Origin of the sequence: Streptomyces sp. M41 (assembly GCF_043673425.1) — a bacterium.
Lineage (GTDB): Bacteria > Actinomycetota > Actinomycetes > Streptomycetales > Streptomycetaceae > Streptomyces.
Map to the genome: position 1 here is coordinate 23,634 of NZ_JBIMKE010000006.1, position 14,004 is coordinate 37,637.

A 14,004-nucleotide genomic window follows, 5' to 3' on the forward strand; every position below is an offset into this window, starting at 1 on the left:
AGGGGGCGGACTACCGTGCGGTGCTGCCGGTCCCGTCGACGACCGTGCGGGCCCCGTCCGGTGCGGACTCGGCACCCCGGCCGAGGAGCGAGTCGAGGATCTCGCCGACCCTGATGGCCGTGTTGGACAGCAGGGACGACGTGATGCCGTGGGTGTGCTCCGTGCCGCCCTGGAGGTAGATGCCGCAGCGCAGACCGGGGTCAGTGGCGATGCGGTAGTCGCGCTCGACACGGACACGGCCCTCCTCGTCGCGCAGGCAGCGGTCGGCCACCTCGCCGAGCAGACCGACGGGGTCGGCGGGGCTGTAACCGGTGGCGAAGACCACGACGTCGGCGTCCAGGAAGGTGTCCTCACCGGTGACCAGGGAAGTGACGGTGGCCCGTACCTTGTCCGGGGTCTCCTTGACGTCGGTGAGCCGGGAGACGTTGAGGAAACGCAGGCGCTCGGTGCCGAGGACCTTCTCCTGGTACATCTGCCGGTACAGGTCGTCGATGAGGTCGATGTCCACCACTGAGTAGTTGGTGTTGCCGTGGTAGTCCATCAGCCGGCGTTTGACGTTCTCCGGGGCCTTGAAGTACTCGTCGACGGCCTCGGGGTCGAAGATGCGGTTGGCGAAGCTGCTGTCGTCGGCGGGGCTGTAGCCGTAGCGCGAGAAGACGGCGCAGATCTCGGCCTGCGGGAAGCGGCGGTGCAGATAGGCGACGTTCTCGGCGGCGCTCTGTCCGGCACCCACGACGACGAACCGGGAGGGCGAGGTGCCCGTCAACTCGTCGACCCTCGCGAGCAGTTCGGAGTTGTGCCAGAGGCGGTCACCGCGCTCCACGCCCTCCGGCATCAGGGGGCGCAGGCCGGTGCCGAGGACCAGGTTGCGGGCCCGGTGGACGGCGAGCCCCTCCGCCGAACGGACGGTCACATCCAGGTACTCCACCACTCCGTCGCGCACGACGGGCATGACACCGACGACTTCATGGCCGTAGGAGACCATGTCGTCGACCTTCTCCGCGGCCCACTCGAAGTAGTCGTGGAACTCGACCCGAAGCGGGAAGAGGTTCTTGTGGTTGATGAAGTCGATCAGCCGGCCCTTGCTCTGGAGATAGCACAGAAAGCTGTACTCGCTGGCCGGGTTCCGGAGCGTCACCAGGTCCTTCAGGAAGGACACTTGCATGGTCGCGTCGTCGATGAGCATTCCGCGGTGCCAGCCGAAGCGTGGCTGCTGCTCGAAGAAGTGAGCGGTGACCGCTTCCTGCCTGCCGACGCGCGCGTTGTGCTCGCTGAGCGCGATCGCCATGGCCACGTTGGACGGGCCGAAGCCGATTCCAATGAGGTCGTGGATCAAAGGGGCGTCGCCAGGACGAGCCTGTGCCATGTCACTCCCATCGTGCGGCGGCCACCCGTGGAGGAGGGCAGCCGTTGGTCGAGCATCGGGAAGTACGGAAGATGGGCACGCCGAACAGCCACGGCCCAAAACTTAGGTAAGGCTAAGCTCATCCGGTGCGCCTGTCTAGGGACAAAACGGACAGCTCGGGTGAGGGGGGCGGCTCAACGCGCCTTCCGGCGGGCCCCGTTGACCACTTAGGTAAGCCTTGCTTTACTGATCACGGCCAATCCCTGTCTCGAGGAGGATCCCCATGCGGGTCGTCATGTTCGGCTACCAGACCTGGGGGCACCGCACCCTGCAAGCCCTCCTGGACTCCGAGCACGACGTGGTCCTGGTCGTCACCCACCCCAAGAGCGAGCACGCCTACGAGAAGATCTGGAGCGACTCGGTCGCCGACCTCGCCGAGGAGAACGGCGTACCGGTCGTCATCCGCAACCGCCCTGACGACGACGAACTGTTCGCGCGCCTCAAGGAGGCCGATGCGGACATCATCGTGGCCAACAACTGGCGCACCTGGATTCCGCCGCGCATCTTCGACCTGCCGCGCCACGGCACACTGAACGTGCACGACTCACTGCTGCCCAAGTACGCGGGCTTCTCCCCGCTGATCTGGGCGCTGATCAACGGCGAATCCGAAGTGGGCGTCACCGCGCACATGATGAACGACGAGCTGGACGCCGGTGACATCGTGCGCCAGGAGGCCGTGCCGGTCGGACCGACGGACACGGCCACCGACCTCTTCCACAAGACCGTCGACCTCATCGCCCCGGTCACCATCGGCGCGCTCGACCTCATCGCCTCCGGGCAGACCGAGTTCACCAAGCAGGACCGCTCCCAGGCCAGCTTCTTCCACAAGCGGTCCCTGGAGGACAGCCGCATCGACTGGACCTGGCCCGCGGCGGACCTCGAGCGCCTGATCCGCGCCCAGTCCGAGCCGTACCCCAGCGCCTACACCTTCCACAAGGGCAAGCGGCTCGAGGTGCTGGCCGCCGTCGTCTCCGAGGGGCGGTACGGCGGCACGCCCGGCCGCATCTTCTACCGCGAGGGCGAGGGCGTGGTGATCGTCGCCGGCGCCGACGCCCGCACCGGCCGCAACCACGGCCTGGCCATCACGCGCGTACGGACGGAGGAGGGGCAGGAGCTACCCGCCGCCGAGTACTTCACCACCATGGGCGGCTATCTGACCACCCGCCCCTGACCAACCGGCCCTGAATCACCCGGCCCCCAACCACCCGGCCATGACGCGCCCGCGCTTCCCGCCCGCGCTTCCGACACGTTCGAACGCGTCGGCCCCGGTACGGTCCCGGGACCGACGAGGCGTCGCCGCCGTAGGGACCATCGACGGTCCCTACGGCGGCGTTCGCCATGAAGCGCCGAGAGCGGCGAGAGCCCGGAGGCCGACCGCCCCCTGCCCGCACCCTTCCGCACCCTTCGACGGCAGATCCACCTTGCCCCGGCACGCGACCCCGCCTAGCCTGAGTTTGTGCCGGAAATAAACAAAGCCCGTACGCACAGCGTCGTGCCGGGCACCAGCAGCGATCTCACCCGTCTCCGCATCGCCCTCACCGTCTTCTTCGCCCTCGACGGCTTCCTGTTCGCCGGATGGGTCGTCCGGATCCCGGCCGTCAAGGAGCAGACCGGCGCCTCCGCCGGCACCCTCGGCCTCGCCCTCCTCGGCGTCTCCGCCGGCGCGGTGGTCACGATGGTGCTCACCGGGGGCCTGTGCCGGCGCTACGGCAGCCACCAGGTCACCGTCGTCTGCGCCGCACTCCTCTCCCTCAGCGTCGCCCTGCCCCCGCTCACGCACTCCGCACTCGCGCTCGGCTCGGTGCTGCTGCTCTTCGGTGCCGCGTACGGCGGGATCAACGTCGCCTTCAACAGCGCCGCGGTGGACCTGGTCACCGCCCTGCGCCGGCCGATCATGCCGAGCTTCCACGCCGCCTTCAGCCTCGGCGGCATGGTCGGCGCGGGCCTCGGCGGACTGGTCGCGGGGGCCCTCTCCCCCGCCCGTCATCTGCTGGGTCTCGCCGTGCTCGGGCTGGTGGTGACCGCGTTCGCCGGGCCCACACTGCTGCGCCAGGAACCGCCCGCACCCTCAGGCCCCGCCCGTACCGGGAGCGGAGCTCCGCGCCGCCTCGACCCGCGCACCCGCGGACTGGTGATCATCTTCGGCCTCATCGCCCTGTGCACCGCGTACGGCGAGGGCGCCATGGCCGACTGGGGCGCCCTCCACCTCGAACAGGACCTCGACGCCTCCCCCGGCGCCGCCGCCCTCGGCTACTCCTGCTTCGCCCTGGCCATGACGATCGGCCGGCTCACCGGTACGACCCTGCTCGAACGGCTCGGTCACGGCCGTACCGTGGTCGCGGGCGGCGCGACCGCCGTGGCCGGGATGGTGCTGGGCTCGCTCGCGCCCTCCCTGTGGGCGGCGCTGCTGGGCTTCGCGGTGACCGGGCTCGGGCTCGCCAACCTCTTCCCCGTGGCCGTCGAACGCGCCGGCGCCCTCGCCGGATCCAGCGGCGTCGCGATCGCCTCCACTCTCGGCTACGGCGGCATGCTCCTGGGCCCGCCCGCCATCGGCTTCATGGCCGAGTGGTCCTCCCTGTCCGTCGCCCTCCTCAGCGTCGCCGCGCTGGCGGCGATCGCCACGCTCATCGGAGTCGCGACCCGACGCGCGGCCGTGCCCCCGGCGGGCTGACCGGGCGCCCCGTTGTGGGCCGTCGGGGCGGTGCGCATGATGGCCGGATGGCGCGACTCCACGACATCGTGATCGACTGTGCCCGCCCCGCCGCCACCGCCCGGTTCTGGGCCGCCGCCCTCGACGGATACACCGTCGCCCGGTACGACGACGCCGAGCTGGCACGGCTGCGCGCGCAGGGCATCACCGACCCGGAGGACGATCCGACGGTCCTGGTGGAGTCGCGCGGCGGCCCCAGGCTGTGGTGCCAGCTCGTGCCGGAGCCGAAACGCGCCAAGAACCGTCTGCATCTGGACCTGGTCGCGGACGCCCCGGAGACCGAGCTCGGCCGCCTCGTCGGACTCGGCGCGAGCGTCCTGGCCCACCACGACGACCACTACGTCCTGGCCGATCCGGAGGGCAACGAGTTCTGCTTGTTCGCGCTCCAGGTGTGAGCCTGTGGGCCCGCCCAGGACGAGGACGCCCCGGGCCGAGGCGGCTGCCGCCCCCGGGCGCCCCGGCGCCCTTCAGGCCCACTCCGTCCGGCACACTCACCTACATGGAGACAGCCGAGTACGTTCGAACCCTGGACCGCGAAGGTCTGTTGCTGGCCGGGGCCGCCGAGGAGGCCGGGGCGGACGCCAAGGTGCCTACCTGCCCCGAGTGGCAGGTGCGGGACCTGCTGCGGCACACCGGCATGGTGCACCGCTGGGCGGCGACGTTCGTCGCCGAGGGGCACACCTCGTACCACCCCGACGGCGGCCTGCCCGACCTCGACGGTGCCGAGTTGCTCGCCTGGTTCCGCGAGGGCCACCGCCATCTGGTCGGCACGCTCGCCGACGCCCCCGCCGACGTGCGGTGCTGGCATTTCCTGCCCGCCCCGTCGCCGCTCGCGTTCTGGGCACGCAGGCAGGCCCATGAGACGGCCGTCCACCGCTTCGACGCGGAGGCGGCACGCGGCGGGGAGCCGAGCGGGATCGACGCCGCCTTCGCCGCGGACGGCATCGACGAATTGCTGTGCGCCTTCCACGCCCGCCCCAAGAGCCGGGTCCGCAGCGCCGATCCCCGGGTGCTGCGGGTGCGGGCGACCGACATCGAGGACGCGGTGTGGACGGTACGGCTGTCGCAGGAGCCGCCCGTGGCGGAGCGCACCGACGCCGGACAGGCCGACTGCGAGATCGCCGGGCCTGCCGCACAGCTGTATCTCTCGCTGTGGAACCGGCTGCCCTTCCCGCAGGTGACGGGCGACGACTCTCTCGCCGCACTGTGGCGGGACAACTCCGGCGTCACCTGGAGCTGATGCGCTCGCCGGCGCCGGACTCCGGGGCCGTGCCGCTCAGTTCGCCAGCATCCTCGTCAGCACCGCACGCTGCACGGGCAGTACCTCGCCGTGCAGCGTGCGCCCCTTCCCCGTGAGCGCCACCTTCACGCCCCGACGGTCCTCCGGGCACATGCCGCGCTCGACGAGTCCGTCCTTCTCCAGCCGTGCGATCAGCCGCGACAGCGCGCTCTGGCTGAGATGGACGCGCTCGGAGATCTCCTGGACGCGATAGGCGCAGGAGCCGCCTGCCAGTACGTCGAGGACCTCGAAGTCGCTGGCGCACAAGCCGTGTTGCTGTAGCGCACGGTCGAGTTCGCACTGCGTGCGCGCATGCAGCGCCAGCATGTCCCGCCACTGGTCCACGAGCGCCTGCTCGGCCTTCTTCGCCGCCATGGGGCGCACCGTAGCAGAAATCGACGTTTGTTGCACCGGCATTAAATGCACTTGCATTTCATGCATACGCATGTACTGTCCTCGGCATGACCTCTCCGCTCACCCGTCCCGCGGCCCCCTCGACGGAGGTTCGCTGGACCCCTCGGCTGTGGGGCACCCTGCTGGTGCTCTGCGCCGCGATGTTCCTGGACGCGCTGGACGTGTCGATGGTCGGCGTCGCCCTGCCGTCCATCGGTGCCGACCTGGGCCTGACCACCTCGACCCTCCAGTGGATCGTCAGCGGCTACATCCTGGGCTACGGCGGCCTGTTGCTCCTCGGCGGACGCACCGCCGACCTGCTGGGCCGACGCCAGGTGTTCCTGATCGCCCTGGGTGTCTTCGCGCTCGCCTCCCTGCTCGGCGGGCTCGTGGACTCGGGTCCGCTGCTGATCGCCAGCCGTTTCATCAAGGGTCTGGCCGCGGCGTTCACGGCGCCCGCCGGGCTGTCCATCATCACCACGACCTTCGCCGAGGGCCCGGTGCGCAACCGCGCCCTCGCGATCTACACCACCTGCGGCGCGACCGGCTACTCGATGGGGCTGGTCTTCTCCGGCCTGCTCACCGAGGCCAGTTGGCGGCTCACCATGCTGCTGCCGGCGCCGGTGGCGCTGATCGCGCTGGTGGCGGGCCTGAAGCTGCTGCCGCGCAGTGAGCGCGAACGCTCGGAGGGCGGTTACGACATCCCCGGGGCCGTCCTCGGCACCGCATCGATGCTGCTGCTCGTCTTCACCGTCGTCGAGGCACCGGAAGTCGGCTGGGGTTCCGCCCGCACGGTCCTGTCGTTCGTCACCGTCGCCGTGCTGCTGGCCGCCTTCGTGGCCGTCGAGCGGCGCAGCCCGAGCCCACTGATCCGGCTCGGGGTGCTGCGCTCCGGGGCGCAAGTGCGGGCGCAGCTGGGCGCGTTGACGTTCGTCGGCAGCTACATCGGCTTCCAGTTCCTGGTCACGCTGTACATGCAGCAACTGCTGGGCTGGTCGGCGCTGCACACCGCACTGGCCTTCCTGCCGGCGGGCGCGCTCGTGGCGCTGTCGGCGACGAAGGTCGGGTCGGTCATCGACCGGTTCGGCACGGCACGGCTGATCACGATCGGGTTCGCCCTGATGGTCGCCGGCTATCTCCTCTTCCTGCGCATCGACCTCGACCCGGTCTACGCGGCGGTGATCCTGCCCACCATGCTGCTGGTCGGCTCGGCCTTCGCCCTGACCTTCCCCTCGCTCAACGTCCAGGCCACCAACGGCGTCGACGAGCACGAGCAGGGCATGGTCTCCGGGCTGCTCAACACCTCGGTCCAGGTGGGCGGAGCGCTGTTCCTGGCCGTCGTGACGGCCGTCCTGACGGCGAACGCGCCCGAGGAGCCGGCGTCCCCGCAGGCCGTCCTCGACAGCTACCTGCCCGCCCTCGTCGTCATCACGGTCATCGCCGTGGCGGGGCTGCTGATCTCGGTCACCGGCCTGCGCACCCGGCGCAGGCAGCAGACCGTCGTCGTCGCCAAGTCCACCGCGAAGGAGGCCGAAGCGGAGCCGGTGGCCACCCCCTAGGACCGTGTCCGATGTGCGCCCGGCGGGGCCTGCTTGCTCCGCCGGGCGCACGCCTGTTTCACTCCTGGAATGGAGAGTCACGGGGGACGGCGGAGCGGGGCCGAGCGGGACGCGATCACCGTCGAGATCGGGTACGCGCTGTGCAGCGCGGCGTTCGCGGCGGTGGTGATGTTCGCGGCGATCGCGGGTCCGGCGTTCGTCTTCGGCCTGTCGGGCGGCGTGCGCGAGACGCTGGTCGGTATGGGCGTCACGGTCGCCACCGTGCTGTTCTTCGCCCGTGTGGTGAGCGTGCTGGGGCGCTTCGGCCGGCGGGCTCAGCCCAGCCAGCCCGGCCGGACCAGCCCCGACTCGTAGGCCAGCACGACGAGTTGCGCCCGGTCCCGTGCGCCCAGCTTCACCATCGTTCGGCTGACGTGGGTCTTCGCGGTGAGCGGGCTGACCACCAGGCGGCGGGCGATCTCCTCGTTGGACAGTCCGATACCGACCAGCGCCATCACCTCCCGCTCGCGCTCGGTCAGTTCGGTGAGCGTGCCGGCCGCTGCGGGCTCCTTGGACCGGGCGGCGAACTCGGCGATCAGACGCCGGGTCACCCCCGGCGACAGCAGCGCGTCGCCCTCGACCACCGCCCGTACGGCGCGCAGGAGTTCCTCCGGCTCGGTGTCCTTGACCAGGAACCCGGAGGCGCCCGAGCGAATGGCCTCGAAGACGTACTCGTCGAGTTCGAAGGTGGTGAGCATGACCACCTTCACCTCCGCCAGCGCGCCGTCCTCGGTGATCCGCCGGGTCGCGGCGAGACCGTCCAGCAGCGGCATGCGGATGTCCATCAGCACCACGTCGGGCCGCAGTTCGCGTACCTTGCGCAGCGCCTGTTCGCCGTCGGAGGCCTCCCCGGCCACCTCGATGTCGGGCTGCGCGTCGAGCAGCGCACGGAAGCCAGCCCGTACCAGTGACTGGTCGTCGGCGAGCAGTACGCGGATCACCGGTCCTCCTTGACGTCGTCGCCCGGTTCGCCGACGGCGGCCTTGAGAGGCAGTTCGGCGAGCACGCGGAACCCGCCGTCGGCACGCGGGCCCGCCTCGATCGTGCCACCGAGCGCCGCGGCACGCTCCCGCATTCCGGCGAGTCCGTTGCCGCTGCCGCCCGCGTCGGCGCCGGTCGCGGGTCCGTCGTCGTCGATACGCAGCCGTAGCGTCGCCTCGTCACCGTCCTCGAGGTCTCCGTGCTCCAGGTCTCCGTACTCCAGGCGCACCCGTGCGTGCCGCGATTCCGAGTGGCGTACGACGTTGGTGAGGGCTTCCTGGACGATGCGGAACGCGGCGAGGTCCGTGCCGGGCGCCAGCTGGGGCGGATCGCCCACCACCTCGACCGTGAGGCCCGCACTCGCCGCCTGCTCCACCAGTTCCGGCAGCCGGTCGAGGCCGGGCGCGGGGGTGCGGGGCGCGTCGCCGGGGGTGCGCAGGGTGTCGAGGACCTGGCGGACCTCGCCGAGCGCCTCCTTGCTCTTGGCCTTGATGGTGGTGAGCGCCGAGCGCGCCTGCTCGGGGTCGGTGTCGAGGAGGGCGAGGCCGACGCCGGCCTGCACATTGATCACGCTGATGCTGTGCGCGAGGACGTCGTGCAGCTCCCGGGCGATGCGCAGCCGCTCCTCGTCGGCCCGGCGGCGCGCCGCCCGAGCCCGCTCGGCGCGTGCCTCGGCCCATTGCTCACGCTTGGTCCTGGCCAGCTCGGACACGGCCATGATCGCCGCGATCCAGGCGGCGATCACACCCTCCTGCGCCCAGGAGGCGGCCGGGTCCCCGGAGGGCGGCAGCCACCGGAACAGCCAGTGCGCGACCAGCGCGTGCCCGGCCCAGAACACCCCGACGGCCGCCCAGGCGGCCCGGCGGTGCCCGGCGACGATCGCGTTGAAGCAGGCCACGGCCACGGCCACGAAAACCGGCCCGTACGGATAGCCGGCGCCCAGATAGACGGTGGCGGCCACCGCCGTCCCGAACACGACGGCCGCCGGATAGCGCCTGCGCCACAGCAGCAGTCCCGACGCCACCAGCAGCAGAACGCGCGCGAAGAGGTCGAGAGGCTCCCGGTCGTCCAGCTGGCCCTCGGCCGCGTAGTGGGAGCCGACCATCACGAAGACCGTGATCAGCACGGTGGAGCGCCACGGCCAGGGGGCGCGCCCCTCGTCGTCCCAGTGATGCCACCACGACGGCCCGTGCCGCCACCACGCCGGGGGACCGCCGGCCCGGCGTCCCTGCTGCTCGTCCATGTCCGCCACGCTAGACGCGATGACCGGCGGGCGGCGTCACCCGCGCGTGGTGATCACGGCTACTCCCCGCGGAGTACGGCCCGGCCCCGCTCTGCTCGAACTCGACGAGCCCGAACGGCTGGGCCAGGAGGCGATGAGGGCCACGGCCCTCGCCGGAGGGAGGTCGGGGGCCAGATCGACGGCCATGCGCTCGGCCTCGGAGCGCATTTCTGCGGACAGGGGCGGTTCGACGAGGCAGGAGGCACGGTGGGCGCCGTCTGGAACTGATCCGGATGCCGGAGATGCCCCGGGCCGCCGTCGTCAGGAAGTGGCCTCGTCGGCCGCCGGGGCCGGGCGCCGGTCCATCGCGGTCAGGGCACGCTGGGCCATCGGGTGGGAGCGCACGAGCTCACCCAGCGACGACGAGCCGCGGGTGATGTCCTTGAAGGCCCTCCAGGCCGGCCGGAAACCGGTCAGCGCCGCGTGGAAGAGGCCGGGACGGCGCTCGAACACCGTCAGCAGCCGCTTGCCGACGCTCATCTCGACGCCGAGCCCCGCCTTGATCGCGAAGGCGTAGTTCAGAGCCTGGCGACGGGCGTCCACCCCGTCGTGCGCCTCGGCGATCCGCACCGCCCACTCCCCCGCGAGCCGTCCCGACCGCAGCGCGAACGAGATCCCCTCGCGGGTCCAGGGCTCCAGCAGGCCCGCCGCGTCCCCGCACACCAGCACGCGCCCGCGTGACAGGGGCGAGTCGTCGGCGCGGCAGCGCGTCAAGTGGCCGGAGGAGATGCTCGGTTCGAACCCGGCGAGCCCCAGCCGCCCGATGAACTCCTCCAAGTACCGCTTCGTCGCGGCGCCTTCACCGCGGGCCGAGATCACACCCACCGTCAGCGTGTCCCCCTTGGGGAACACCCAGCCGTAACTGCCGGGCATCGGCCCCCAGTCGATCAGCACCCGCCCCTTCCAGTCCTCGGCGACGGTGTCCGGAACCGGGATCTCCGCCTCCAGGCCGAGATCCACCTGGTCGAGCTTCACCCCGACATGTGCCCCTATCCGGCTGGCGCTGCCGTCCGCGCCGACGACGGCCCGCGCGAGCAGCGTCTCGCCGCCCTGGAGGACGACGGCGACGCTGCGCCGGTCCGGCACCGCCGAGCCGTGCTGCTCGACGCGCTGCACGGTGACCCCCGTACGCAGCTCGGCGCCCGCCTTCTGCGCGTGCTCGACGATCTGCTGGTCGAACTCGGGCCGGTTGATCAGCCCGAACAGCATCTGCTTGGAGCGGCGGGTCCGGGTGAAACGGCCGTTGTTGGAGAACGTCACCGCGTGCACGCGGTCCCGCAGCGGCAGCTCGAAGCCGGGTGGGAGGGAGTCGCGCGAGGGGCCGATGATGCCGCCGCCGCACGTCTTGTAGCGCGGCAGTTCCGCTTTCTCCAGCAACAGCACACGCCGCCCGGCGACCGCCGCCGCATAGGCGGCTGAGGCCCCCGCGGGTCCCGCGCCCACCACGACGACGTCCCACACCTGCCGCACGTCGTCCGCCGAAGAGTTCTCGCTGCTCACGATGGTCTACTGCTCCCGATCAAGCCGCCGTCCGCTGCTGTCCCCCGCATCCTACGGCGGGCCTCGTCGCAGGCCGCTGTGGGAGGATCACAGCACTCACAGGTACAACGTCGCACCCACAAGGAGCGTGCCCATGTCGTCGAATCCGGTCGCCGAGACCGTCGCCTCACTGATGCCCGCGGCGAAGGCGGAGCTCACGGAACTGGTGGCGTTCAAGTCGGTGGCGGACTTCGACCAGTTCCCGAAGAGCGAGAGCGAGGGCGCCGCCCGCTGGGTCGCGGACGCGCTGCGCGCGGAGGGCTTCGAGGACGTGGCCCTGCTGGACACCCCCGACGGCACCCAGTCGGTGTACGGCCACCTGCCCGGCCCCGAGGGCGCCCGGACGGTCCTGTTGTACGCCCACTACGACGTGCAGCCCCCGCTGGACGAGGCCGCCTGGAGCACCCCGCCGTTCGAGCTGACCGAGCGCGACGGGCGTTGGTACGGACGCGGATCCGCCGACTGCAAGGGCGGCGTGATCATGCATCTGCTCGCGCTGCGCGCGCTGAAGGCGAACGGCGGGGTGCCGGTGCATGTGAAGGTCGTCGTCGAGGGCTCGGAGGAGATGGGCACCGGCGGTCTGGAACGGTATGCGGAGCAGCACCCGGAGCTGCTCGCCGCCGACACCGTCGTGATCGGCGACGCGGGCAACTTCCGCGTCGGTCTGCCGACGGTGACCTCGACCCTGCGTGGCATGACCCTCATGCGGGTGCAGGTCGACACCCTGGAGGGCAACCTCCACTCCGGCCAGTTCGGCGGGGCCGCGCCGGATGCCCTCGGCGCCCTCATCCGCGTACTGGACTCGCTGCGCGCGCCGGACGGGTCGACGACGGTGGACGGCCTGACCGGCGAGTCGTCGTGGCCCGGGCTGCAGTACGAGGAGGAGCAGTTCCGCGCGGACGCCAAGGTCCTCGACGGTGTCCAGCTGATCGGTTCCGGTACGGTCGCCGACCGCATCTGGGCGCGCCCCGCCGTCAGCGTCATCGGCATCGACTGCCCGCCGGTCATCGGCGCCACGCCCTCCGTGCAGGCGAGCGCGCGTGCGCTGATCAGCCTCCGGGTTCCGCCGGGCGTGGACGCGGCCCGGGCGACCAAGCTGCTCCAGGCGCACCTGGAGGCGCACACGCCGTGGGGTGCCCGTGTGCAGACCGAGCAGATCGGTCAGGGCCAGCCGTTCCGCGCCGACACCAGCAGCCCGGCGTACCGGGCGATGGCGGACGCGATGGCGGCGGCCTATCCGGGCGAGGAGATGCAGTACGCCGGCAACGGCGGCTCGATCCCCCTGTGCAACACCCTCGCCGCCCTCTACCCGCAGGCGGAGATCCTGCTCATCGGCCTGAGCGAGCCCGAGGCCCGGATCCACGCCGTCAACGAGAGCGTGTCCCCGCAGGAGCTGGAGCGTCTCGCGGTCGCCGAGGCGCTGTTCCTGCGCAATTACGCGGCGAGTTGAGGGGCCCCGCCCGATGACGGGCCGGTGATCCGCCAGGAACGCCTCACCTGTTCGACGTGCAGCGGGCCGTCGCCCACCAGGGCGGCGGCCCGCAGGTGCGCGCACATCGAGGGGCCGCGTACGACGTCCGCTGATCCGGGGGCGTTCCCGGCCTGCGAGTGCCCGTACGACGGGCTGCGGCTCGCTCAGGACGGTGCCGGAATCCCTGCCTCCAGATAGAGCGCGGCCCCGCGTTCACGCGCCCGCAGCGCCCAGCGCAGCCGCTCGTAGCGCACCGGCGGCAGCAGGTCGGCGGCCTCGGCCTCCGTCACGAAGCGCCAGTCGCGCAGTTCGGGGCCGGGCAGCAGGAGGCGTTCGGCCTCGGTGGAGTGCAGCAGGCCGCCGTCGAAGAGCAGGCGCAGTCCGCCGTATCCGGGTGGCTTGGGCCGCTCCCAGTCGACGACGAGGAGGCGCGGTACGTCCTCCAGCCGTATCCCCGTCTCCTCCGTGACCTCCCGCATGCCCGCGCGCGCGGGCGCCTCGCCGGGTTCCACGACACCGCCGGGGAACTCCCAGCCGGGCTTGTAGGTGGGGTCGACGAGCAGCACGCGGTCCTGCTCGTCGAAGAGGAGGACGCCCGCGGCGACGGTCTCGGCGGTGGGCTCGGGCGTCTGCACGATGTCGCAGACCGGCACGGCCCCGCTGCCGACCGCCTCGGCGATCCGGGTGGCGGTCTCGAACGGCGTCAGGCCGCCGTTGTCGACGGGATGGGCGTCGGCGGTGAGCCAGGAGGCGAGCGCGGTGCGGTACGGCTCGATGTGGTCGTACGACCACTGCCGGCCCCGTATCTCGCCGTCGGACAGGTCCGATGGGATCTCCCGACCCGCTATTCGCTCGCGCAGGATCGTTTCCGCCGGGGCCAGGAGGATGTGCTGGACGGTGATGCGGCGAGCGGCGAGGCCGCCGAAGATCTCGTCCCGGTACTCCTGGCGCAGCAAGGTCATCGGGATCACGAGGGTCCCGCCGAGCTCGGCGAGCAGCGCGGCCACCGTGTCGATCACGAGACGTCGCCAGATCGGCAGGTCCTGGAAGTCACCGACCTCGGTGAGGTGTTTGGGCGGGAGCAGATGCGTGAGTGTTCCGCCGATGACCTCGGGGTCGAAGAGCGTGCTGTTCGGGATCAGCTCGATCAGTTCCCGTGCGGTGGTCGTCTTCCCCGCACCGAACGCACCGTTGATCCAAACGATCACGTTTCCCCCTCTTCTGTTGGCCCCCTGTGCCTTGCCCACTCCACCCTGCCACGGAAACCAGTTCCAGTTGAGGGCGCATGACAGCGGCGCCGGAGCCTCCCGCGGTGCGGGGGCTCCGGCGCCGTGTGGTCGTCGCGG

13 protein-coding genes are annotated in these 14,004 nt (G+C 71.4%); 7 read left to right on the top strand and 6 right to left on the bottom strand.

The window, feature by feature from the left end; all coding sequences use genetic code 11:
* Window positions 1–10 precede the first annotated feature (10 nt).
* On the bottom strand, window positions 11–1,366 hold the full coding sequence (locus ACHBTE_RS10235) for a lysine N(6)-hydroxylase/L-ornithine N(5)-oxygenase family protein (protein ID WP_394723295.1): 1,356 nt from the start codon (window positions 1,364–1,366) through the stop codon (window positions 11–13).
* A 262-nt stretch (window positions 1,367–1,628) separates the two neighbouring features.
* On the opposite strand from ACHBTE_RS10235, the gene ACHBTE_RS10240 reads away from it, so the two are divergent.
* From ACHBTE_RS10240 to ACHBTE_RS10255, 4 genes are all read left to right on the top strand, one after another.
* The gene (locus ACHBTE_RS10240; protein ID WP_394723296.1) at window positions 1,629–2,576 is read left to right on the top strand and encodes a methionyl-tRNA formyltransferase; all 948 of its coding nucleotides are present in this window, start codon (window positions 1,629–1,631) and stop codon (window positions 2,574–2,576) included.
* A 321-nt stretch (window positions 2,577–2,897) separates the two neighbouring features.
* Window positions 2,898–4,076 (top strand): MFS transporter, encoded by a 1,179-nt coding sequence (locus ACHBTE_RS10245; RefSeq protein ID WP_394723629.1) that lies wholly within the window; start codon window positions 2,898–2,900, stop codon window positions 4,074–4,076.
* Window positions 4,077–4,123: 47 nt separating this feature from the next.
* Window positions 4,124–4,510, top strand: coding sequence for a VOC family protein (locus ACHBTE_RS10250; RefSeq protein WP_394723297.1), 387 nt, complete (start codon window positions 4,124–4,126; stop codon window positions 4,508–4,510).
* A 104-nt stretch (window positions 4,511–4,614) separates the two neighbouring features.
* The gene (locus tag ACHBTE_RS10255) at window positions 4,615–5,355 is read left to right on the top strand and encodes a maleylpyruvate isomerase family mycothiol-dependent enzyme (RefSeq protein WP_394723299.1); all 741 of its coding nucleotides are present in this window, start codon (window positions 4,615–4,617) and stop codon (window positions 5,353–5,355) included.
* Between the two features lie 36 nt (window positions 5,356–5,391).
* On the opposite strand, the gene ACHBTE_RS10260 is transcribed toward ACHBTE_RS10255, so the two are convergent.
* Window positions 5,392–5,769, bottom strand: a complete 378-nt coding sequence (locus ACHBTE_RS10260) for a MarR family winged helix-turn-helix transcriptional regulator (protein WP_394723300.1) — start codon at window positions 5,767–5,769, stop codon at window positions 5,392–5,394.
* A gap of 86 nt (window positions 5,770–5,855) precedes the next feature.
* Between ACHBTE_RS10260 and ACHBTE_RS10265 the strand changes: the two genes are divergently transcribed.
* Both ACHBTE_RS10265 and ACHBTE_RS10270 read left to right on the top strand, forming a co-directional pair.
* A complete protein-coding gene (locus ACHBTE_RS10265) occupies window positions 5,856–7,346 on the top strand; it encodes an MFS transporter (RefSeq protein ID WP_394723302.1) in 1,491 nt (496 codons plus the stop codon).
* Between the two features lie 69 nt (window positions 7,347–7,415).
* Complete coding sequence (locus tag ACHBTE_RS10270; protein ID WP_394723303.1) at window positions 7,416–7,700, top strand: DUF6332 family protein; 285 nt, start codon at window positions 7,416–7,418, stop codon at window positions 7,698–7,700.
* Here the strand turns inward: ACHBTE_RS10270 and ACHBTE_RS10275 are convergent.
* The 3 genes from ACHBTE_RS10275 to ACHBTE_RS10285 all read right to left on the bottom strand — a co-directional run bounded on the left by ACHBTE_RS10275 (window position 7,661) and on the right by ACHBTE_RS10285 (window position 11,148).
* The gene (locus tag ACHBTE_RS10275; protein ID WP_394723304.1) at window positions 7,661–8,326 is read right to left on the bottom strand and encodes a response regulator; all 666 of its coding nucleotides are present in this window, start codon (window positions 8,324–8,326) and stop codon (window positions 7,661–7,663) included. The genes ACHBTE_RS10270 and ACHBTE_RS10275 overlap by 40 nt on opposite strands.
* Window positions 8,323–9,609: a sensor histidine kinase gene (locus ACHBTE_RS10280; RefSeq protein ID WP_394723306.1), complete on the bottom strand. Its 1,287-nt coding sequence runs from the start codon at window positions 9,607–9,609 to the stop codon at window positions 8,323–8,325. Before ACHBTE_RS10280 ends, ACHBTE_RS10275 begins: the two co-directional genes overlap by 4 nt.
* Window positions 9,610–9,909: 300 nt before the next feature.
* Window positions 9,910–11,148: a geranylgeranyl reductase family protein gene (locus ACHBTE_RS10285; RefSeq protein WP_394723307.1), complete on the bottom strand. Its 1,239-nt coding sequence runs from the start codon at window positions 11,146–11,148 to the stop codon at window positions 9,910–9,912.
* A gap of 133 nt (window positions 11,149–11,281) precedes the next feature.
* On the opposite strand from ACHBTE_RS10285, the gene ACHBTE_RS10290 reads away from it, so the two are divergent.
* Window positions 11,282–12,637 carry a dipeptidase gene (locus tag ACHBTE_RS10290; RefSeq protein ID WP_394723308.1) on the top strand — a complete coding sequence of 452 codons (1,356 nt, stop codon included), beginning with the start codon at window positions 11,282–11,284 and terminating at the stop codon, window positions 12,635–12,637.
* Between the two features lie 185 nt (window positions 12,638–12,822).
* Here the strand turns inward: ACHBTE_RS10290 and ACHBTE_RS10295 are convergent, their stop codons facing one another.
* Window positions 12,823–13,866 carry an NUDIX domain-containing protein gene (locus ACHBTE_RS10295; RefSeq protein ID WP_394723309.1) on the bottom strand — a complete coding sequence of 348 codons (1,044 nt, stop codon included), beginning with the start codon at window positions 13,864–13,866 and terminating at the stop codon, window positions 12,823–12,825.
* Between the last annotated feature and the right edge of the window lie 138 nt (window positions 13,867–14,004).